The sequence below is a fragment of the Streptomyces sp. NPDC058052 genome (assembly GCF_042885515.1).
Classification (GTDB): Bacteria; Actinomycetota; Actinomycetes; order Streptomycetales; family Streptomycetaceae; genus Streptomyces.
In genome coordinates this window covers 353912-373160 of record NZ_JBHVRX010000005.1, presented here as the reverse complement: position 1 = coordinate 373160, position 19249 = coordinate 353912, and the positions used below count along the sequence as shown (strand labels likewise).

19 protein-coding genes are annotated in these 19249 nt (G+C 72.0%); 10 read left to right on the top strand and 9 right to left on the bottom strand.

Features of this window, described 5'->3' with window-relative positions; genetic code table 11:
• The first annotated feature begins 80 nt into the window (after nucleotides 1-80).
• The gene (radA, locus tag ACFVU3_RS10560) at nucleotides 81-1487 is read left to right on the top strand and encodes a DNA repair protein RadA (protein ID WP_390065428.1); all 1407 of its coding nucleotides are present in this window, start codon (nucleotides 81-83) and stop codon (nucleotides 1485-1487) included.
• Nucleotides 1488-1730: 243 nt separating this feature from the next.
• The gene (gene disA, locus ACFVU3_RS10555) at nucleotides 1731-2855 is read left to right on the top strand and encodes a DNA integrity scanning diadenylate cyclase DisA (RefSeq protein WP_390065426.1); all 1125 of its coding nucleotides are present in this window, start codon (nucleotides 1731-1733) and stop codon (nucleotides 2853-2855) included.
• A gap of 130 nt (nucleotides 2856-2985) precedes the next feature.
• Here the strand turns inward: disA and ACFVU3_RS10550 are convergent, their stop codons facing one another.
• Nucleotides 2986-3858: a hypothetical protein gene (locus ACFVU3_RS10550; protein WP_390065425.1), complete on the bottom strand. Its 873-nt coding sequence runs from the start codon at nucleotides 3856-3858 to the stop codon at nucleotides 2986-2988.
• 215 nt (nucleotides 3859-4073) lie between these two features.
• On the opposite strand from ACFVU3_RS10550, the gene ACFVU3_RS10545 reads away from it, so the two are divergent.
• The 6 genes from ACFVU3_RS10545 to cseC all read left to right on the top strand — a co-directional run bounded on the left by ACFVU3_RS10545 (nucleotide 4074) and on the right by cseC (nucleotide 9327).
• Entirely contained in the window at nucleotides 4074-4751 is a 678-nt protein-coding gene (locus tag ACFVU3_RS10545) for a phosphatase PAP2 family protein (RefSeq protein ID WP_390065423.1), read from the top strand.
• 33 nt (nucleotides 4752-4784) lie between these two features.
• On the top strand, nucleotides 4785-5723 hold the full coding sequence (locus tag ACFVU3_RS10540) for an A/G-specific adenine glycosylase (RefSeq protein ID WP_390065421.1): 939 nt from the start codon (nucleotides 4785-4787) through the stop codon (nucleotides 5721-5723).
• 159 nt (nucleotides 5724-5882) lie between these two features.
• Nucleotides 5883-6479 carry a SigE family RNA polymerase sigma factor gene (locus ACFVU3_RS10535; protein WP_390065420.1) on the top strand — a complete coding sequence of 199 codons (597 nt, stop codon included), beginning with the start codon at nucleotides 5883-5885 and terminating at the stop codon, nucleotides 6477-6479.
• Nucleotides 6467-7252 carry a hypothetical protein gene (locus tag ACFVU3_RS10530; RefSeq protein WP_390065419.1) on the top strand — a complete coding sequence of 262 codons (786 nt, stop codon included), beginning with the start codon at nucleotides 6467-6469 and terminating at the stop codon, nucleotides 7250-7252. Before ACFVU3_RS10535 ends, ACFVU3_RS10530 begins: the two co-directional genes overlap by 13 nt.
• A gap of 47 nt (nucleotides 7253-7299) precedes the next feature.
• Nucleotides 7300-8007, top strand: a complete 708-nt coding sequence (cseB, locus tag ACFVU3_RS10525) for a two-component system response regulator CseB (RefSeq protein ID WP_390065417.1) — start codon at nucleotides 7300-7302, stop codon at nucleotides 8005-8007.
• 3 nt (nucleotides 8008-8010) lie between these two features.
• A complete protein-coding gene (cseC, locus tag ACFVU3_RS10520) occupies nucleotides 8011-9327 on the top strand; it encodes a two-component system sensor histidine kinase CseC (protein ID WP_390065415.1) in 1317 nt (438 codons plus the stop codon).
• A 68-nt stretch (nucleotides 9328-9395) separates the two neighbouring features.
• Here the strand turns inward: cseC and ACFVU3_RS10515 are convergent, their stop codons facing one another.
• Nucleotides 9396-10970 carry an MDR family MFS transporter gene (locus ACFVU3_RS10515; protein WP_390065413.1) on the bottom strand — a complete coding sequence of 525 codons (1575 nt, stop codon included), beginning with the start codon at nucleotides 10968-10970 and terminating at the stop codon, nucleotides 9396-9398.
• A gap of 105 nt (nucleotides 10971-11075) precedes the next feature.
• On the opposite strand from ACFVU3_RS10515, the gene ACFVU3_RS10510 reads away from it, so the two are divergent.
• Nucleotides 11076-11633: a TetR/AcrR family transcriptional regulator gene (locus ACFVU3_RS10510; protein WP_390065411.1), complete on the top strand. Its 558-nt coding sequence runs from the start codon at nucleotides 11076-11078 to the stop codon at nucleotides 11631-11633.
• A 20-nt stretch (nucleotides 11634-11653) separates the two neighbouring features.
• Here ACFVU3_RS10510 and ACFVU3_RS10505 read toward each other — a convergent pair whose 3' ends face one another.
• Both ACFVU3_RS10505 and ACFVU3_RS10500 read right to left on the bottom strand, forming a co-directional pair.
• A complete protein-coding gene (locus ACFVU3_RS10505) occupies nucleotides 11654-12373 on the bottom strand; it encodes a M23 family metallopeptidase (protein ID WP_390065409.1) in 720 nt (239 codons plus the stop codon).
• Nucleotides 12374-13163: 790 nt separating this feature from the next.
• Complete coding sequence (locus tag ACFVU3_RS10500; protein ID WP_390065407.1) at nucleotides 13164-15683, bottom strand: ATP-dependent Clp protease ATP-binding subunit; 2520 nt, start codon at nucleotides 15681-15683, stop codon at nucleotides 13164-13166.
• Between the two features lie 473 nt (nucleotides 15684-16156).
• Here ACFVU3_RS10500 and ACFVU3_RS10495 point away from each other — a divergent pair, with 473 nt between their 5' ends.
• Nucleotides 16157-16753: an SCO3374 family protein gene (locus tag ACFVU3_RS10495; RefSeq protein WP_390065405.1), complete on the top strand. Its 597-nt coding sequence runs from the start codon at nucleotides 16157-16159 to the stop codon at nucleotides 16751-16753.
• Here ACFVU3_RS10495 and ACFVU3_RS10490 read toward each other — a convergent pair.
• The 5 genes from ACFVU3_RS10490 to ACFVU3_RS10470 all read right to left on the bottom strand — a co-directional run bounded on the left by ACFVU3_RS10490 (nucleotide 16732) and on the right by ACFVU3_RS10470 (nucleotide 19054).
• Complete coding sequence (locus ACFVU3_RS10490; protein ID WP_390065403.1) at nucleotides 16732-17067, bottom strand: Lsr2 family protein; 336 nt, start codon at nucleotides 17065-17067, stop codon at nucleotides 16732-16734. The two genes, ACFVU3_RS10495 and ACFVU3_RS10490, sit on opposite strands and share 22 nt — an antisense overlap.
• Before the next feature lie 164 nt (nucleotides 17068-17231).
• The gene (locus ACFVU3_RS10485; RefSeq protein WP_390065401.1) at nucleotides 17232-17741 is read right to left on the bottom strand and encodes an amino-acid N-acetyltransferase; all 510 of its coding nucleotides are present in this window, start codon (nucleotides 17739-17741) and stop codon (nucleotides 17232-17234) included.
• Nucleotides 17742-17756: 15 nt separating this feature from the next.
• The gene (locus ACFVU3_RS10480) at nucleotides 17757-18167 is read right to left on the bottom strand and encodes a BlaI/MecI/CopY family transcriptional regulator (protein ID WP_390065400.1); all 411 of its coding nucleotides are present in this window, start codon (nucleotides 18165-18167) and stop codon (nucleotides 17757-17759) included.
• A 120-nt stretch (nucleotides 18168-18287) separates the two neighbouring features.
• Entirely contained in the window at nucleotides 18288-18464 is a 177-nt protein-coding gene (locus ACFVU3_RS10475; protein ID WP_390065398.1) for a hypothetical protein, read from the bottom strand.
• 14 nt (nucleotides 18465-18478) lie between these two features.
• A complete protein-coding gene (locus ACFVU3_RS10470) occupies nucleotides 18479-19054 on the bottom strand; it encodes a hypothetical protein (protein WP_390065472.1) in 576 nt (191 codons plus the stop codon).
• Between the last annotated feature and the right edge of the window lie 195 nt (nucleotides 19055-19249).

Sequence of the window (19249 nt, the reverse complement as noted above, 5' to 3'; positions counted from 1 at the left end):
CCACAGGTCGCGCGCCGTCCGTCCACAGGCCGGGAGCGGACGGCGGTCCGCTGTCGGTGGCGGCGGCTACGGTGTGGGGCATGGCTGCCCGTACGAAATCCGCCAAGGACCGTCCGTCCTACCGCTGTACCGAGTGCGGCTGGCAGACGGCCAAGTGGCTCGGCCGCTGCCCCGAGTGCCAGGCGTGGGGGACGGTCGAGGAGTACGGCGCGCCCGCCGTCCGGACCACCGCCGCCGGCCGGGTCTCCACCGCCGCGCTCCCCATCGGCCAGGTCGACGTCCGGCAGGCGACCGCCCGCTCGACCGGTGTCGACGAGCTGGACCGGGTCCTCGGCGGCGGTCTGGTGCCCGGCGCCGTCGTGCTGCTCGCGGGCGAGCCGGGCGTCGGCAAGTCGACGCTGCTGCTCGACGTGGCGGCGAAGGCGGCGAGCGACGCGCACCGCACCCTGTACGTGACGGGCGAGGAGTCCGCGAGCCAGGTCCGGCTCCGCGCGGACCGGATCAACGCCCTCAGCGACCACCTGTACCTGGCCGCCGAGACCGACCTGTCGGCGGTCCTCGGCCACCTGGACGAGGTGAAGCCCTCCCTGCTGATCCTGGACTCGGTGCAGACGGTCGCCTCGCCGGAGATCGACGGCGCCCCCGGCGGCATGGCGCAGGTCCGCGAGGTCGCGGGCGCGCTGATCCGGGCCTCCAAGGACCGCGGGATGTCCACGCTGCTCGTCGGCCACGTGACGAAGGACGGGGCGATCGCCGGTCCCCGGCTCCTGGAGCACCTGGTGGACGTCGTCCTGCACTTCGAGGGCGACCGGCACGCGCGTCTGCGTCTGGTCCGCGGCGTGAAGAACCGGTACGGGGCGACGGACGAGGTGGGCTGCTTCGAGCTCCACGACGAGGGGATCACCGGGCTCGCCGACCCGTCCGGGCTCTTCCTGACCCGCCGTGACGTGGCCGTGCCGGGCACCTGCCTCACGGTCACCCTGGAGGGCCGCAGGCCGCTGGTCGCCGAGGTGCAGGCGCTGACGGTGGACTCCCAGATCCCGTCCCCGCGCCGGACCACCTCCGGCCTGGAGACCTCCCGGGTCTCGATGATGCTGGCGGTCCTGGAGCAGCGGGGCCGGATCAGCGCGCTGGGCAAGCGGGACATCTACAGCGCCACCGTGGGCGGGGTGAAGCTCTCCGAGCCCGCCGCCGACCTGGCCATCGCGCTGGCGCTGGCCTCCGCCGCGAGCGACACCCCGCTGCCGAAGAACCTGGTGGCGATCGGCGAGGTCGGCCTCGCGGGCGAGGTGCGGCGGGTCACCGGCGTACAGCGCCGTCTGGCCGAGGCGCACCGCCTGGGCTTCACCCACGCCCTGGTCCCCGGGGACCCGGGGAAGGTGCCGGCGGGCATGAAGGTGACGGAGGTCGCGGACATGGGCGACGCCCTGCGGGTGCTGCCGCAGAACCGCCGCGCGGCCCGGCGGACGGAGGAGTCGGGGGGCTGACGGGGCGGGTCCCGGGGCCGCCGGAGGAGGGCCCCGCCGGGTCCTCCGGTGCGGGGCGGGGGTACTCCGGTGGGGTCGCGGAGGGGTAGGCGCGTGACCGAGCGGGTAGGGCGGATCGCGACCGGGCCGCCCCGGCGGGCGCCCGTCCGGAGCACCCTGGACCGGCGCGCGGCCCAGGGCGGCGGGGTGGTGTCGCTAGACTTTGCCCTGGTCTCGCCCATCCGTACGAGCCGGAGGAGTGCAGTGGCAGCCAAGGACGGGGCAGCAGCTCCTGGAAAGTCCGGCGCGGGCTCCGGCAACGAAGCGCTCATGCGCGCGGCCCTGAGCGCCGTCGCGCCCGGCACCGCCCTGCGCGACGGCCTGGAGCGGATCCTCCGCGGAAACACCGGTGGCCTGATCGTCCTGGGCATGGACAAGACGGTGGACTCGATGTGCACCGGCGGCTTCGTGATCGACGTCGAGTTCGCCGCGACCCGCCTGCGCGAGCTGTGCAAGCTCGACGGGGCGCTCGTCCTCGACAAGGACATCTCCAAGATCCACCGGGCGGGTGTGCAGCTGGTCCCGGACGCGTCGATCCCGACCGAGGAGACCGGCACCCGTCACCGCACCGCGGACCGGGTCTCCAAGCAGTGCAACTTCCCCGTCGTCTCCGTCTCCCAGTCGATGCGTCTGATCGCGCTGTACGTGAACGGCGAGCGGCGGGTCCTGGAGGAGTCGGCCGCGATCCTCTCCCGGGCCAACCAGGCGCTCGCGACGCTGGAGCGGTACAAGCTCCGCCTCGACGAGGTCGCCGGCACGCTCTCCGCCCTGGAGATCGAGGACCTGGTGACCGTCCGGGACGTCACCGCCGTCGCCCAGCGCCTGGAGATGGTCCGCCGGATCGCCACCGAGATCGCGGAGTACGTGGTCGAGCTCGGCACCGACGGCCGGCTGCTCTCGCTCCAGCTCGACGAGCTGATCGCGGGCGTGGAGCCGGAGCGCGAGCTGGTGATCCGGGACTACGTGCCGGAGCCGACGGCGAAGCGTTCCCGCACGGTCGCGGAGGCGCTGACCGAGCTGGACGCGCTCACCCACACCGAGCTCCTCGAACTGCCCGTCGTCGCGCGGGCCCTCGGCTACAGCGGCTCCCCCGAGACCCTCGACTCGGCGGTCTCCCCGCGCGGCTATCGGCTTCTCGCCAAGGTGCCGCGGCTGCCCGGCGCGATCATCGAGCGTCTGGTGGAGCACTTCGGCGGGCTGCAGAAGCTGCTCGCGGCGAGCGTGGACGACCTCCAGACGGTGGACGGCGTCGGCGAGGCCCGGGCGCGCAGCGTCCGCGAGGGCCTGTCGCGGCTGGCGGAGTCGTCGATCCTGGAGCGGTACGTCTGACGGACGGGCCTCCGCCCGCCTTCCCCGCCCGGGTCCGGGGCAGGTCGCAGGAGCCGGGTCGCCCGGGGCCGGGTCCTTACGGGCCGGGTCCTCTTGGCGCAGGTCCACGTCGGCCGGTCGCGGGGGCCGGTCAGTCCTTGGCGAGGGCGAACGGTGCCGCGACCGCCTTCGCGCCGGGCACGGTCGCCTCGACCAGGTAGTTGCCCGGACCGGCCTCCCCCGCGGGGGCGGTGGCGCACGGGGAGGCGCTGCGCCGGAGGTCCCACTCCACGGTGTGGGTGATCGTCCCGCGCGCGGGGACCTTCAGCAGCACCGGGTCGCCGGGGCGCGGGCAGTCGTCGGAGGCCCACAGCCGGTCGTTGCGCGCGTCGCTGATCTTCAGCACGGCGGAGCGCGGTCCGAGGTCGGCCTTGCAGTCGGCGTCCGAGGTGTTCCTGACGGCGAGGTGGAAGCGGGGCTTCTCGCCCGGCTCATAGGTGAGCTTGGCGCTGCGCAGCGTCAACTCCAGTGAACCGGCGGGGCAGTTCGGGAGCGTGGAGCCGGCCGGGACCTGCTGGCCGGCGCCGGTGCCCGCGCCGCCGTCGCCGCCCGCGCCGTCGGTGTCGCCGTTCTTGCCCGGCGTACCGGAACCGGCCGAGCCGGAGCCGTCGCCGGAAGCCCCGCCCGTGTCCGTACCGGATCCGGCGTCGGAACCCGCACCCGACCCGGAGCCCGAGCCGTCGCCCGTACCGGACTCGCCCGCGTCGCCGGACTCGCCCGACTCGTCGCGTCCGCCCGGCTGTTGGCTGATGGCGGGTCCGGTTCCGGCGGGGCCGGGGGTGATGGAGGGCGCGGGGGCCGAGCCGTTGGCGGCGTCGTTCGCCTTCTTCCCGCCTCCGTCACCGGAGGTGACGGCCCACAGGGTCAACAGGGCGAGAAGTGCGATGAGACACAGCGCGACCGCCCTCCGTCGCCAGTAGATGGTGGAGGGAAGCGGCCCGACCGGATTGCGCAAAGATCCCACGCCCCGAACCTTACGAGAGATCCGGCCCAACTCCCGCCCCACCCGCCGCCCGAGAGGCCAAGTTTTGCCGATGATCACATCCCCCGGGAACGGGAACTCTCGCCGCGATGGCCGGAAATCACCCCTCCCTCCAGCCATCCCCCACTTTCGTCAGGGGTCGGATCCTTCCTTGGCCCGGGGCGCGACACCCAGAATTCCGGTTAGCGTCATGCACCATGGACAACCTCCTCGACCTCTCCGACCGTCTCTACCTCGACGTCCTCGACTTCGCGCACTCCACACCGCACTGGTTCCAGTGGCTCGCCGAGGTCTGGACGGAGCTCGGGCTGCTGCTCTTCGGCGCACTGTTCCTGGCCGGGTGGTGGCGCTCGCGGACCGGATCGAGCCAGGCGATGACCCTCGCGCTCCTCGCCCCTCTCGCCACCGCCTTCGGATACGTGGTGAGCGAGGGCCTGAAGTCGCTGATCGACGAGGAACGCCCGTGCCGGGCCGTCGCCGGGGCACCCGCCGCGCTCATCGAATGCCCCGCCTACGGCGACTGGTCCTTCCCCAGCAACCACTCCGCCATCGCCGGCGCGGCCGCCATCGCCCTCGCCCTCTCCTGGCGCGGGATCGTCTGGCTGACCGTGCCCATGGCGATCCTCATGGCCTTCTCCCGCGTCTTCGTCGGCGTCCACTACCCGCACGACGTGACCGCCGGCCTGCTCCTCGGCGGCCTCGTCGCCTTCCTCTTCATGCGCGCCGCGCGCCGGCCGATGACGGCACTGGTGGACACGGCCCGCTCCAGCAGGAGCGCGGCGGTCGTGTGGTGCGCGGGGCGGGGGCCCGCGACCCCCGCGCACGCCTCCGCGCGCCCCGAGCGCCGTACGCGGGCCCGCCACGGCGCGTACTGATCGCTCCCCGGACGTGCCAGGATCGGGGGTGCCATGACTTCCATCGATGCCCCCGCCTCCCTGTCCTTCCCCACCGGTACGGCTCCGTCCGCCGTCGCCCCGACCGAGCTGCACGGGCCGGTCCTCGCCTGGTTCGACCGGCACGCCCGTGACCTGCCCTGGCGCCGCCCCGAGGCCGGCGCCTGGGGCGTCATGGTCAGCGAGTTCATGCTCCAGCAGACCCCCGTCGTCCGGGTGCTCCCGGTGTACGAGCAGTGGCTGGCGCGCTGGCCGCGCCCGGCCGACCTGGCCGCCGAGCCGCCCGGCGAGGCCGTCCGCGCCTGGGGCCGGCTCGGCTACCCGCGCCGGGCGCTGCGGCTGCACGCGGCGGCCGTGGCGATAAGGGACCGCCACCGCGGTGACGTCCCGAGCGACCACGGACAGCTCCTCGCCCTCCCCGGCATCGGCGAGTACACCGCCGCGGCCGTCGCCTCCTTCGCCTACGGGCAGCGGCACGCAGTCCTCGACACCAACGTGCGCCGGGTCTTCGCCCGCGCGGCGAGCGGCGTCCAGTACCCGCCGAACGCCACCACCGCCGCCGAGCGGCGCCTCGCCCGCGCCCTGCTCCCCGACGACGAGGGCACCGCAGCCCGCTGGGCCGCCGCCTCGATGGAACTCGGCGCCCTGGTCTGCACGGCGAAGAACGAGGACTGCGGGCGCTGCCCCATCGCCGACCGCTGCGCCTGGCTGACCTCCGGCAAGCCCGCCCACGACGGCCCGCCCCGCCGCGGCCAGACCTACGCCGGCACCGACCGCCAGGTCCGCGGCCGGCTCCTCGCCGTCCTCCGCGACTCCCCCGGCCCCGTCCCCCAGTCCGCCCTCGACGCCGTCTGGGACGAGCCGGTCCAGCGCGGCCGCGCCCTCGACGGCCTGGTCTCGGACGGGCTGGTGGAGCCGCTGGACGGCGGGCGGTACCGGCTTCCGCTGACCTGAGGCCGGCGGAATCGGATCCCGGCCCCCCGGCTGTTACACAACCGATGGGTAGCCGTGCGTCCACCGACGGCTGCCCCGCACACCCTCGTGACAACCGCTCCGTAGCGTCGTCGTCGACACGGAGAACAAGCAGGTCACGGGGATGTGGAGGCAGTCGGGATGAGCCAGGGCGAGGTGCTCGACTTCGAGGAGTACGTCCGCACACGGCAGGACGCGTTGCTGCGCAGCGCCCGCCGGCTCGTCCCGGACCCGGTCGACGCGCAGGATCTGCTGCAGACCGCGCTGGTGCGGACGTACGGCCGGTGGGACGGGATCGCGGACAAGTCGCTGGCCGACGCGTACCTGCGGCGGGTCATGATCAACACGCGGACGGAGTGGTGGCGGGCGCGTCGGCTGGAGGAGGTGCCCACCGAGCAGCTTCCGGACGCGAGCGTCGAGGACCCGACCGAGCAGCACGCCGACCGGGCCCTGCTCATGGACATCCTGAAGGTGCTGGCGCCGAAGCAGCGCAGCGTCGTGGTGCTGCGGCACTGGGAGCAGATGAGCACGGAGGAGACGGCGGCGGCGCTCGGCATGTCGACGGGTACCGTGAAGTCGACGCTCCACCGCGCGCTCGCCCGGCTCCGCCAGGAGCTGGAGAGCCGCGATCTGAACGCCCTCGCCCTGGGGCGGCCCGTGGAGCGGACCGGAGGACAGCGGTCGGCTGCGGCGGCCGTGCGAGGTGACGAGGGAGGGCGCCAGCGGTGCGCGGCCTAGACGACGGCGAAGTCGGCGACGGCAGAACCGGCGACGGCGGAACCGGCGACAGAGCCGGGGCCCGGGGCGGGATGCCCCGGGCGGCCGGTACCAAGGCGGCGGGTGTCACGGCGGTGGCCGGACTCGCCGCCCTCGGGCTGTTCGTGGCCGCGTGCTCGACCGGCGGGACGGGTTCGCGCGACGAGGGCGCGGCCCGCGCCGACGCGACGGCCGCCGCCGCCCCCACACCGCCCGCCACGGCCTCCGGCTCGGCGAAGGCGGCCGAGCGCGTGGACCCGATCGCGCTCCTCAAGGGCGACCCGAAGATCGGCGCCCGGGTGAAGGACGACCTGAAGCCGTGCGTGGCCGACGCGTACCCGGTGGACACCTCGTACGGCAACCTCACCGGCGGCACCGCGCCCGACGTCGTCGTCAACGTGATGACCTGCGGGGACGCGGTCGGCATCGGCACGTACGTCTACCGCAAGCAGTCCGGCGGCAACGCCACCGCGGACACGGCCACCGCCGACGGCTACGAGAACGTCTTCATGGCGGAGGACGCGGCGGTCTACGGCACCATCGACCGCGGCGACCTGATCGTGACGAAGCAGGTGTACGCGGAGGACGACCCGGTCGCGTACCCGTCGGGCGAGGACGTGATCACGTACCGCTGGTCGGGGAACCGGTTCACCCAGCACGACTGGGTGCACAACGACTACAGCCGGGCCGTCGGCGAGGGCGACGGGGCCACCGAGACGCCGGAACCCGCGCCGGAACCCTCCGCCGCCGACTGACCCCCGACCCGACCGCCCCACCCCCCACACCGAAGGACCCCCGCACGATGGCCGAGACCCATGTCCTGTTCGTCGAGGACGACGACGTCATCCGTGAGGCCACCCAGCTCGCGCTGGAACGGGACGGCTTCCGCGTCACCGCGATGCCCGACGGGCTCTCCGGCCTCGACGCCTTCCGCGCCCACCGCCCGGACATCGCGCTGCTCGACGTGATGCTGCCCGGCATGGACGGGGTCAGCCTCTGCCGCCGCATCCGCGACGAGTCGACCGTCCCGGTGATCATGCTGTCGGCGCGGGCCGACTCGATCGACGTCGTCCTCGGCCTGGAGGCCGGAGCGGACGACTACGTGACCAAGCCCTTCGACGGTTCCGTGCTCATGGCCCGCATCCGGGCCGTGCTGCGCCGTTTCGGCCACGCGGCCGGCAACGGGACGGGGGAGGCGGAGGAGCGGGCCGGGGACGGCGGGCCGCTCGTCTTCGGCGACGGGGACCTGGAGGTCGACACCGAGGGCATGGAGGTGCGGCGGGGCGGCGAGCCGGTGGCACTGACGCCGACCGAGATGCGACTGCTGCTGGAGTTCTCGTCCGCGCCGAACACCGTGCTCTCCCGGGACAAGCTCCTGGAGCGGGTCTGGGACTACGGCTGGGGCGGCGACACCCGGGTCGTCGACGTGCACGTGCAGCGGCTGCGGGCCAAGATCGGCCAGGACCGGATCGAGACGGTCCGCGGCTTCGGCTACAAGCTCAGGGGCTGATCGGTGAGAGCGCTTCCGCTCCGCACCGGCGTCCGCTGGAAGATCGCCCTGGCCATCGCGGCGGTCGGCGCGCTGATCGCGGTCACGCTCAGCGTGGTCGTGCACAACGCCGCGCGGATCTCGATGCTCGACAACGCGCGCGAGGTCCAGATGGAGCGGCTGCTCTTCGCCCAGCGCCTGTACGAGACCTCCAAGCCGAAGGAGCCGCGCTTCGGCGCCAAGCTCAACGACCCGGCGCTGCCGGACCAGCTCGACCAGCTGATGCGCGACCAGCGCCGGGGCACGTACGTGCAGGAGCACCGGCACGGCGGGCCGCCGGACGTGTGGGCGGCGGTGCCGCTGGCCAACGGCGACGTGCTCTCCCTGCACATCCCCTTCGCCGACCGCAGCGCCACGATCATGAAGGACCTCGACCGGGCGCTGGTCATCGGCTCGGTCTCGGTGGTGTTCGGCGGCTGCGCCCTCGGCATCCTCGTCGGCGGCCAGCTCTCCCGGCGGCTGCGGAAGGCAGCGGCGGCGGCCGGGCGGGTCGCCCAGGGCAACGGCGACGTCCGGGTCCGGGACGCCGTCGGCGGAGTCGTCCGGGACGAGACCGACGACCTGGCGTGGGCCATCGACTCGCTCACCGACGCCCTCAACGAACGGATCGAGGCCGAGCGGCGGGTCACCGCGGACATCGCGCACGAGCTGCGCACCCCGGTGACCGGGCTGCTCACGGCGGCCGAGCTGCTGCCGCCCGGGCGCCCCACCGAACTGGTGCGGGACCGCGCGCAGGCGATGCGGACGCTGGTCGAGGACGTGCTGGAGGTGGCCCGGCTGGACGGGGCCTCGGAGCGGGCGGAGCTCCAGGAGATCGCGCTCGGGGAGTTCGTGGAGCGCCGGGTGCGGTCGATGTTCCCGGACGCGGAGGTCCGGGTGGTGCACGAGTCCTGGGTGTCGACCGACCCGCGCCGGCTGGAGCGGATCCTCGGCAATCTGCTGGCCAACGCGGCCAAGCACGGCAAGGGCCCGGTGGAGGTCACCGTCGAGGGCCGGGTGGTACGGGTACGGGACCACGGCACCGGGTTCCCGGAGGCGCTGCTGCGCGAGGGCCCGAGCCGCTTCCGTACCGGCACGAGCGACCGGGCGGGCCAGGGACACGGGCTGGGCCTGACGATCGCGGCGGGTCAGGCGCGGGTGCTCGGCGCCCGGCTGACCTTCCGCAACGTGGCCTCCGAGGCGTCGCCGGAGGGGGTGGGCGGCGCGGTCGCGGTGCTGTGGCTGCCGGACCACGCGCCGACGAACACGGGGAGCTTCCCGATCCTCCGGCTGCCGGAGTAGGGCTCCGGGTACGCGCGTGGGGCCCGGTCTCGCGGAAACCGGGCCCCACGCGCGCGTGCCGGACGGGGTCAGACCGTCTCGGCGACCTTCGCCGTGCCGTCCTCGGCCGGCTTCTCGGCCGGGGCGGGGCCGGCGCCGCGCAGCGCCACCTCCTTGACGAAGAAGGCGAGGACGAAGCCGAGGACCGCGACCGCCGAACCGACGAGGAAGGCGGAGTGGGTGCCGACGGCGACCGCCTGCTGGTACGCCTCGCGCAGCGCCTCCGGCAGCTTGGCCAGGCTGGCGGCGTCGAGCTGCGCGGTCCGCTCGGTGAGGGCGGAGCCGCCGTTGGCGGCCATCTCGTCCTGGACGCGGCTGGTGAAGAGGGCGCCCATGATGGCGACGCCGAAGGAGGAGCCGAGGGTCCGGAAGAGGGTGGTGGAGCTGGAGGCCACGCCCATGTCCTTCATCTCGACGCTGTTCTGCGCGACGAGCATGGTGATCTGCATGAGGAAGCCCATGCCGGCGCCGAGCAGGGCCATGTAGAGGCCGGAGACCAGGCGGGTCGTGCCGGTGTCCATCGTGGAGAGCAGGAACAGGCCGGCGATCATCAGGGCGCCGCCCGCCACGGGGAACGCCTTGTACTTGCCGGTGCTGGTGGTGACGCGGCCGACGACGAGCGAGACGACCATCATCGACAGCAGCATCGGCAGGAGCAGCAGGCCGGAGTTGGTGGCCGAGGCGCCCTGCACGGACTGCTGGAAGATCGGCAGGTAGAGGACCGCGCCGAACATGACGAAGCCGGTGATGAAGCCGATCAGCGACATGAGCGTGAAGTTGCGGCTGCGGAAGATGTGCAGCGGCATGATCGGGTCGCTCGCGCGGGTCTCCACGTACAGGAAGGCGGCGAGGGCGGCCGCACCGCCGAGCGCGAGGCCGACGATGGTGGCCGAGCCCCAGGCGTACTCGGTCCCGCCCCAGGTGGTGACGAGGACGATCGCGGTGATGCCGACGGTCAGCAGGGCCGCGCCGAGGAAGTCGATCCGGGTGCCGGCCGCCCGCTGCTTCCGGGGCAGGTGGAGGACGGCGGTGACCATGGCGAGGGCGACGGCGCCCAGCGGCAGGTTGATGTAGAAGGACCAGCGCCAGCCCCAGTGGTCGGTGATGGTGCCTCCGACCAGCGGTCCGCCGATCATGGCGAGCGCCATCACGCCGGCCATCATGCCCTGGTACTTGCCCCGCTCACGGGGCGGGATCAGGTCGCCGATGATCGCCATCACGCCGACCATGAGACCGCCGGCGCCGAGGCCCTGGACGGTGCGGAAGCCGATGAGCTGGCCCATGTCCTGGGCCATGCCGCTGAGGGCCGAGCCGATCAGGAAGATGACGATCGAGGTGAGGAAGACGCCCTTGCGGCCGTACATGTCGCCGAGCTTGCCCCAGATGGGGGTGGAGGCGGCGGTGGCCAGGGTGTAGGCGGTGACGACCCAGGAGAGGTGCTCCAGGCCGCCGAGCTCGCCGACGATCGTCGGCATCGCGGTGCCGATGATCATGTTGTCCAGCATCGCGAGGAGCATCGCGATCATGAGGGCGAGGAGGACGACCCGCACGCTGCGCTGCGGCCGCTCCCCCTGTACCTGGTGAGATGGTGCGGTGTCCGTCATGGCCGTCCCCTTACTTGCCGCCCGGCTAGTTACTACACTGGGGACGGTAGGCCCGTCACTTGCCGGTCGTCAAGTAAGTTTTGTGGAAAGTGGGAGTGAACAGCCATGGCCCGAGGCAACACCCGCCAGCGCATCCAGGACGTGGCTCTCGAACTCTTCGCCGAGCAGGGCTACGAGAAGACCTCGCTCCGGGAGATCGCGGAACGCCTCGACGTCACCAAGGCCGCGCTGTACTACCACTTCAAGACCAAGGAGGACATCCTCGTCGGGATCTTCGAGGACCTCACCCGGCCGATGGACGAGCTGATCGAGTGGGCGCAGGCGCAGCCCCGGACCCTGGAGACCCGCCAGGAGGTGCTGCGCCGCTACCAGGTGGCGCTGCGCGCCGCGGCACCGCTCTTCCGCTTCATGCAGGAGAACCAGGCGACGGTCCGCGAGCTCAGCGTCGGCCTCACCTTCAAGGAGCGCATGATCGCGCTGACCGGCCTGATCCAGGAGCCCGACTTCGCGACCGTGGACCAGGTCCGCTGCGTGAGCGCGATCTTCACGCTGCACGCGGGCACGTTCTTCATGCAGAACGTCGAGGGCGACCCCGAGGAGAAGCACGAAGCCGTCCTCGAGGTCGCCCTCGATCTGCTGAACCGGGCCCACGGGGCCGGCTAGCGCGTCGTTCGACCGTCCACTCAGATGGACACGCCGTGGGTCCGCAGGAACGCGGCCGGGTTGACGGCGGAGCCGTAGTTCGGGGTCGTACGGATCTCGAAGTGCAGGTGCGGGCCGGAGGAGTTTCCGGTGTTGCCCGAGAGGGCGATCTTCTGGCCGGCGGCGACCTTCTGGCCGACGTGGACCTGGATCTTCGACAGGTGGGCGTACTGGGAGTACGTGCCGTTGGCGTGCTTCACGACGATGGCGTTGCCGTACGCGGGGCCGTCGCCGCCGCCGTTCGGGCCGGCCTTGACGACGGTGCCGGCGCCGGCGGCCTTGACCGTGGTGCCGACCGGGACGGCGAAGTCCTGGCCGGAGTGCTTGTGCGCCCACATGGCGCCGCCCTGGTTGTAGCTGGCGGTCAGGGTGTAGGCGGCGACCGGCTTGACCCAGCCCTTGGCCTTCTTCGCGGCGGCGGGCTTGGCGGCGGCCTTCTTGGCCGCGGCCTTCACCTGGGCCGCCTTCGCGGCCTTCGCCTGGGCGGTCTTGGCCTGGGCGGCCTTCACCTGGGCGGCGACCTTGGCCTGGGTCTCGGCCTGCGCCTCGATGGCGGCGGCCGCGGTGCCGGCGAGCGGGGCGGCCTTGCTCTCGGCGGCGAAGGCGGACCCGGCTCCGGCCACCAGCGACGCTCCCAGACCGGCGGTGGCGAGGGCGACGGCGGTGACTCGGACGGCGGGGTTCATGACGCGCTTCGACATACGGGGGAAGACCTCCGGGCAGTACGGGACCCGACGCGATCGGTGCGTTGCGCCGGGCTGGCTGTTCCTTGGTAACCCGCCACCCAGGTCATCCCAAAACACCCCATCTACGACACAAGGTCGTAGCGATCTCCACAGGAATACGGCTCTTGACACCCCCGGGGGCCGTCCTTGAAATCGGACATATCAACCCAAGTTTCTAGGTTTAGCGCCATGTCGGCGGGGCCCCGCACGGCCCGGGGGGCGGCGCGGCGCCCGATTCGACCGACTCGGGACCCAGGTCCCGGCGGTTGACTCCTGAACGTCCCGATTCGCCCCTTATCAACACTACGATCCCGTCTAGTACCCCTTAAAACCCCTGTGCCGCTTGTCACCGCGCGGGGCCTGCCATTGGGACCTGGGTCACGCAACCGGAGCCTCCGCGCGACCGTCCCGTACGACGCCGCCCGCACCGGGGACGCTCGGGGAGGGGCCTGGAATCAGCGCTCATCGGCACCCGGCTCGCGTCGGCCGCGATCGGCCCGCCGCCGAGGAGACCGCCGGCCGGCGACGTCCCCGGAGCGGGTCTCACCGGCCGGGACCGGCCCTGACGGGCTGGACGGCCCCCCGCCCGGCCGGAACGGCCGGCAGGGGCGTTCCCCCGGCTCCAGGGCCTCCTCGTCCCGCCGGGCCCGGACGGCCCCGCCCCGTGCGCAGCGTCCGACCACGCACCGGAATCCGGCCCCACCGAAAATAGGGGCGGCCCCGGAACCGTGTGGTTCCGGGGCCGCCCCTTAGGCGCGGACCGTGCTTACGCGTCCTTGGACAGGTTCGGGCCCGTCTCGCCCGCCGCGACCGGCGGAGCGTCCGGCAGGGCCGCCTTCTCCTCGCCGCGGAAGGTGAACTTCTGCTCCTCGCCCTCGCCCTCGGTGTCCACGACCACGATGTGACCGGGGCGCAGCTCGCCGAAGAGGATCTTCTCGGAGAGCGAGTCCTCGACCTCGCGCTGGATCGTCCGGCGCAGCGGCCGGGCGCCCATGACCGGGTCGTAGCCCTTCCTCGCCAGGAGCTCCTTGGCGGACTGGGAGAGCTCGATGCCCATGTCCCGGTCCTTGAGGCGCTCGTCCACGCGGCCGATCATCAGGTCGACGATCTGGAGGATGTCGTCCTGGGTCAGCTGCGGGAAGACGATGACGTCGTCGACACGGTTGAGGAACTCGGGGCGGAAGTGCTGCTTCAGCTCCTCGCTGACCTTCGCCTTCATCCGCTCATAGTTGGACTTCGTGTCGCCCTGGGCGGCGAAGCCCAGGTTGAAGCCCTTCGAGATGTCCCTGGTCCCGAGGTTGGTCGTCATGATGATGACCGTGTTCTTGAAGTCCACGACCCGGCCCTGGGAGTCGGTCAGGCGACCGTCCTCCAGGATCTGGAGCAGGGAATTGAAGATATCGGGGTGGGCCTTCTCGACCTCGTCGAAGAGGACGACGGAGAACGGCTTGCGGCGCACCTTCTCGGTGAGCTGGCCGCCCTCTTCGTAGCCGACGTATCCGGGCGGCGAGCCGAAGAGACGGGAAACCGTGTGCTTCTCGCTGAACTCCGACATGTCGAGGGAGATCATCGCGTCCTCGTCGCCAAAGAGGAATTCGGCGAGCGCCTTGGAAAGCTCGGTCTTACCGACACCGGACGGACCGGCGAAGATGAACGAGCCGCCGGGGCGCTTCGGGTCCTTCAGACCGGCCCGCGTACGCCGGATGGCGCGCGAGAGGCCGATGACGGCGTCCTTCTGGCCGATGACGCGCTTGTGGAGCTCGTCCTCCATGCGGAGCAGACGCGAGGACTCCTCCTCGGTCAGCTTGAAGACCGGGATGCCGGTGGCGGTCGCGAGGACCTCGGCGATCAGCTCGCCGTCGACCTCGGCGACGACGTCCATGTCGCCGGCCTTCCACTCCTTCTCCCGCTTGGCCTTCGCGGCGAGGAGCTGCTTCTCCTTGTCGCGCAGGGACGCGGCCTTCTCGAAGTCCTGCGAGTCGATCGCGGACTCCTTGTCGCGGCGGACGCCGGCGATCTTCTCGTCGAACTCGCGGAGGTCCGGCGGCGCGGTCATCCGGCGGATGCGCATCCGGGAGCCGGCCTCGTCGATCAGGTCGATCGCCTTGTCCGGGAGGAAGCGGTCCGAGATGTACCGGTCGGCCAGCGTCGCGGCCTGGACGAGGGCCTCGTCGGTGATGGAGACGCGGTGGTGGGCCTCGTACCGGTCGCGCAGACCCTTGAGGATCTCGATGGTGTGCGGCAGCGACGGCTCGGCGACCTGGATGGGCTGGAAGCGGCGCTCGAGGGCGGCGTCCTTCTCCAGGTACTTGCGGTACTCGTCGAGCGTGGTGGCGCCGATGGTCTGGAGCTCACCGCGGGCCAGCATCGGCTTGAGGATGCTGGCGGCGTCGATCGCGCCCTCGGCGGCGCCCGCACCCACGAGGGTGTGGAGCTCGTCGATGAACAGGATGATGTCGCCGCGGGTGCGGATCTCCTTGAGGACCTTCTTCAGGCGCTCCTCGAAGTCACCGCGGTAGCGGGAGCCGGCGACCAGCGCGCCGAGGTCCAGGGTGTAGAGGTGCTTGTCCTTGAGGGTCTCGGGCACCTCGCCCTTGACGATGGCCTGCGCCAGGCCCTCGACGACGGCGGTCTTGCCGACGCCGGGCTCGCCGATGAGGACCGGGTTGTTCTTGGTGCGGCGGGACAGCACCTGCATGACCCGCTCGATCTCCTTCTCGCGCCCGATGACCGGGTCGAGCTTGGACTCGCGGGCCGCCTGGGTGAGGTTGCGGCCGAACTGGTCGAGGACCAGGGACGTCGAGGGGGTGCCCTCGGCGGGACCGCCGGCGGTGGCGGCTTCCTTCCCCTGGTAACCGGAGAGCAGCTGGATGACCTGCTGCCGCACCCGATTGAGGTCGGCGCCCAGCTTCACGAGGACCTGGGCGGCGACGCCCTCGCCCTCGCGGATCAGGCCGAGCAGGATGTGCTCGGTGCCGATGTAGTTGTGGCCGAGCTGGAGGGCCTCGCGGAGCGAGAGCTCCAGGACCTTCTTGGCACGAGGGGTGAAGGGGATGTGGCCGGACGGGGCCTGCTGGCCCTGGCCGATGATCTCCTCCACCTGCTGGCGGACCGCCTCGAGCGAAATCCCGAGGCTCTCCAGGGCCTTAGCGGCGACACCCTCACCCTCGTGGATAAGGCCCAGAAGGATGTGCTCGGTGCCGATGTAGTTGTGGTTGAGCATCCGGGCTTCTTCCTGAGCCAGGACGACAACCCGCCGCGCGCGGTCGGTGAACCTCTCGAACATCGTTAATCGCTCCTCAGAGCGGTCAGTCAGTTAGGGGTCGATCCCCTCCCTGTCCTTCCGCAGCTTAGTCCCGCAAGCGGGGACCGCTCATTCCAACTGCCGACATCCGTCCGGATCACCCCCTTGTCCATGGGGTGGTCCGCTGCCGAACAGCCGACAAATGCTCCAACTCGATGGTGCGAGACGATGTTCCCGCAGGCCAAGTAGTTACCCCCGCCTTGAGTACGCCGATGGCGAACGTGAGACGGCCCGGCCCGAGGAGTCACCCCTCTCCACTAGGAATGTCTTACCCGTAGGGTCCGACACTCCATGCGGCGCACCCGGGGTCCCTCCGCTACCAGCGAACAGAGTTGCGCCGCCGAATGCACTCGTACACCCCATTCCCGGACACCTCGGGTCCCCGGACCGGAACGTTACGTCACCGGTGACGCCCGGGGCCGTAACCTCCCCGGCTCCCCGGGAGTTCCCCGGGCATGGCCCTCACCGTCCCCTTTCCCCGCTCGCCGATCGACGGCGGACGGGCGCTCTCGCTCTGGTACGAGCGGGAGCTCGGGTGGGCGACGGTGCCGGGCCCGCCGGTGCAGCTGGTGACGGGGCTCCGCTTCGACGTGCTGGAGCTGCCCGCGGCGGCCGGCCGGGCGGTCCTGCGCCGGGTGGGCGCCGCGACGGGGCCGGTGGCGCTGATGGGGCGCCGCATGCGGCTCCTGGTGGCAGCGGGGAGCGCGGAGGAGCTTCCCGGTCTGCTGGAGTGGCTGGAGTGGGGCGGGATCTCACTGGATCTCGCGGCGCTGGGCGCCGACGGCCGGATGACCGCTCCCCTGCCTCCGGGGCGGGGTGGCTCCGGCGCGCCGGGCGCCGCCGTGTGGCTGCGGGCTCCCGGGCCGGGGCGCGAGGTGGAGTCCTCGCTGCCGGCGCCGAGGTCCGGGCCGTGGGGCCGTGCGGAGGCCCCGTGCCTGACGCGCCTGGTGGCCGCGGCCGCGGTGGAGTGCCATCGGCTGCGGCTGCTGAGCGCCCGGACCGGCGGACCGGCGGCTCAGCGGGGGACGCCTCAGCGGTTCGCGTCCTCGTAGGCCGCCTTGACGTGGGCGGGGACGCGGCCGCGGTCGTTGACCTCCATGCCGTTCTCCTTGGCCCAGGCGCGGATCTTCGCCGTGTCCTGGCTGCCGGAGGCGGCGGGGCGGCCCTTGCCGCGGCCCGTGGTGGTGCGGCCGCCGGTGCGGCGTCCGTTGGCGGTGTACGGCTCGAGCAGGCCACGGAGCTTTTCCGCGTTGGCGGTGGTGAGGTCGATCTCGTAGGTCTTGCCGTCCAGCGCGAACGTCACGGTCTCGTCCGCCTCGACACCGTCGAGGTCGTCGACAAGAAGGACCTGAACCTTCTGTGCCACCGGATTTCCTTTCATCGAAAATGCAGTACGCGGAAAGGAAACCGCTTTTCCGGGAAAAACACAAACCCCTGGCAGAGGTTCAGAACCTCGGCAACGCGGGAAACGTACGCGATTCGGACATAGGGTTCCGCCGGGGTTCCGTCCGGGTTCCCCCGGGCTTCCGGTCACAGGTGCAGAAGCATCCGGCTGTTGCCCAAGGTGTTCGGCTTCACTCGTTCGAGACCGAGGAACTCCGCGACACCCTCGTCATAGGAACGGAGGAGCTCGCTGTAGACATCTCCGTCGACCGGGGTCTCACCGATCTCGACGAAGCCGTGCTTCGCGAAGAAGTCGACTTCGAAGGTGAGACAGAAAACCCTGCGCACACCGAGCCAGCGCGCGGTCTGCAACAACTGGGCGAGCAGCTGATGACCCACGCCGGCGCCCTTGGACTCGGGATCGACGGCGAGCGTACGGACTTCCGCGAGGTCTTCCCACATGACGTGCAGGGCGCCGACTCCGACGACCTCCGCGTCCTCGTCGCGTTCCGCGACCCAGAACTCCTGGATGTCCTCGTAAAGCGTCACCGTGGCCTTGTCGAGGAGGATGCCACGGCGCGCGTAGGGATCGACCAGACGTCGCACGGCGGCGACGTCGGAGGTGCGGGCACGGCGTACGGTGACGGCTTTCGACATGGGGGGACGGTACCGCTAGGAGGGCGCCGGTTCCCCTCCGCCCTCCTCGGGCGCGGGAAGCGGGTTGTCGCGCTGGACGATGCGGATGGCGTCGTTGAGGGACTCGCGCTGTTCCGGGGACATCATCCCGAAGAAGGCGACCAGGGCGGCCGCGGGGTTGTCGCTCTGCGCCCAGGCGTCGTTCATCAGTGCGGCCGAGTAGGCGGCGCGGGTGGAGACCGCCGTATATCGATAGGCGCGGCCTTCGACTTCCCTGCGCACCCAGCCCTTCTGATGGAGATTGTCCATGACGGTCATGACGGTGGTGTAGGCGATGGAGCGTTCCTGCTGGAGGTCTTCCAGGACTTCCCGGACGGTCACCGGGCGGTTCCATTGCCAGACGCGCGTCATGACGGCGTCTTCGAGTTCTCCCAAGGGGCGGGGCACGGACTCAGCCTAGTAGGAGATTCCGGGAAGAACGGTTATTGATCCCCGAATCGCGGCCAGAACGCGACAAAAGGGGCGCCGACCGCGGACGGTCATGCGCCCCTCGGGGGTTCGGGGGTCCTACGCGTCGGTGCCGTCCGCCTGGCGGGCGGCCTCCGCGCGGGCGAGCGCCGCGTCGACCGCCGCGTCCTCCTTGGCCTTGTTCGGGCCGCCCTGGGTCTTCACGATCACGACGATCAGGGCGATGAAGAACGCAGCCATCACGACGGGGGGCAAAAGCGCGGATACGTAGTCCATGGCGACCAGAGTAGCTAGCCCGCGACCCGCTCCTCGGGCGGGGGCGGCGGCACGGGCCGCCGGCGCGGCGGGAAGACCTCGGAGGGCTTGGGCACCGGGCGCTCGGCGGGGGCCGGGCGGGGCGGCTCGGGCCGGGGCTCCTCGGACGCGCGGCCGCCGGGCAGGGCGAGCAGCCGGGCCCGGGAGGCGGCGGCCGGGGCGCTCGCGGTGGCCTGGGAGACGCGCGCGAGGCGGGCCCTCACGGAGCGCTCGGCGAGGATCTGGCAGCGGTCGAGCAGCCGGGCGGCGGCGGGGGCGGCGCGCAGCGCCCGCAGGGCGGCGAGGTCGTCGGCCCCGGGGTCGTACCCGCCGGCCAGGGAGTCCTCCAGAAGGTCCAGGTAGCCGGGGAGCGAGCCGGGGAGCGCCTCCCGGTAGCGGGCGAGGTCGTCGAGGAGGAAGGCGCGCAGCCGGCCCGCCTCGCGCACGACCTCGTCCACGGAATCGGCCAGGCGGAGGGCGTCGCGGACGTCCTCGTCCGGGAGGGGGGCGGGGTGGAGGGCGTTGGCGAGGGCGCGTCGGAGCACACGCAGCTCGTCCGCGCTGAACGCCATGCCGCCGCGGGATCCGTATGGCGTGGGCATGGCCCGACGATACGCGCTAATCGGACAAATTTCGCTTAGCGATCATCCGGCGCGTCGGCGCCGAATGCCCCTCCACCTGCGGATTCCCGCCCCCAGGCGCATGCCTCCCGTCGCGGGTGCGATCACCGCGAAGCGTCGTGACCGCGCGGTGCCGCACCCGCGGCG

Excerpts from the sequence above, each read along its gene's own strand:
- radA (WP_390065428.1), top strand. The coding sequence starts at position 81 with ATGGCTGCCCGTACGAAATCCGCCAAGGACCGTCCGTCCTACCGCTGT.
- ACFVU3_RS10545 (WP_390065423.1), top strand. The coding sequence starts at position 4,074 with ATGGACAACCTCCTCGACCTCTCCGACCGTCTCTACCTCGACGTCCTC.
- ACFVU3_RS10540 (WP_390065421.1), top strand. The coding sequence starts at position 4,785 with ATGACTTCCATCGATGCCCCCGCCTCCCTGTCCTTCCCCACCGGTACG.
- ACFVU3_RS10535 (WP_390065420.1), top strand. The coding sequence starts at position 5,883 with ATGAGCCAGGGCGAGGTGCTCGACTTCGAGGAGTACGTCCGCACACGG.
- cseB (WP_390065417.1), top strand. The coding sequence starts at position 7,300 with ATGGCCGAGACCCATGTCCTGTTCGTCGAGGACGACGACGTCATCCGT.
- ACFVU3_RS10515 (WP_390065413.1), bottom strand. The coding sequence starts at position 10,970 with ATGACGGACACCGCACCATCTCACCAGGTACAGGGGGAGCGGCCGCAG.
- ACFVU3_RS10510 (WP_390065411.1), top strand. The coding sequence starts at position 11,076 with ATGGCCCGAGGCAACACCCGCCAGCGCATCCAGGACGTGGCTCTCGAA.
- ACFVU3_RS10505 (WP_390065409.1), bottom strand. The coding sequence starts at position 12,373 with ATGTCGAAGCGCGTCATGAACCCCGCCGTCCGAGTCACCGCCGTCGCC.
- ACFVU3_RS10500 (WP_390065407.1), bottom strand. The coding sequence starts at position 15,683 with ATGTTCGAGAGGTTCACCGACCGCGCGCGGCGGGTTGTCGTCCTGGCT.
- ACFVU3_RS10495 (WP_390065405.1), top strand. The coding sequence starts at position 16,157 with ATGGCCCTCACCGTCCCCTTTCCCCGCTCGCCGATCGACGGCGGACGG.
- ACFVU3_RS10485 (WP_390065401.1), bottom strand. The coding sequence starts at position 17,741 with ATGTCGAAAGCCGTCACCGTACGCCGTGCCCGCACCTCCGACGTCGCC.
- ACFVU3_RS10475 (WP_390065398.1), bottom strand. The coding sequence starts at position 18,464 with ATGGACTACGTATCCGCGCTTTTGCCCCCCGTCGTGATGGCTGCGTTC.
- ACFVU3_RS10470 (WP_390065472.1), bottom strand. The coding sequence starts at position 19,054 with ATGGCGTTCAGCGCGGACGAGCTGCGTGTGCTCCGACGCGCCCTCGCC.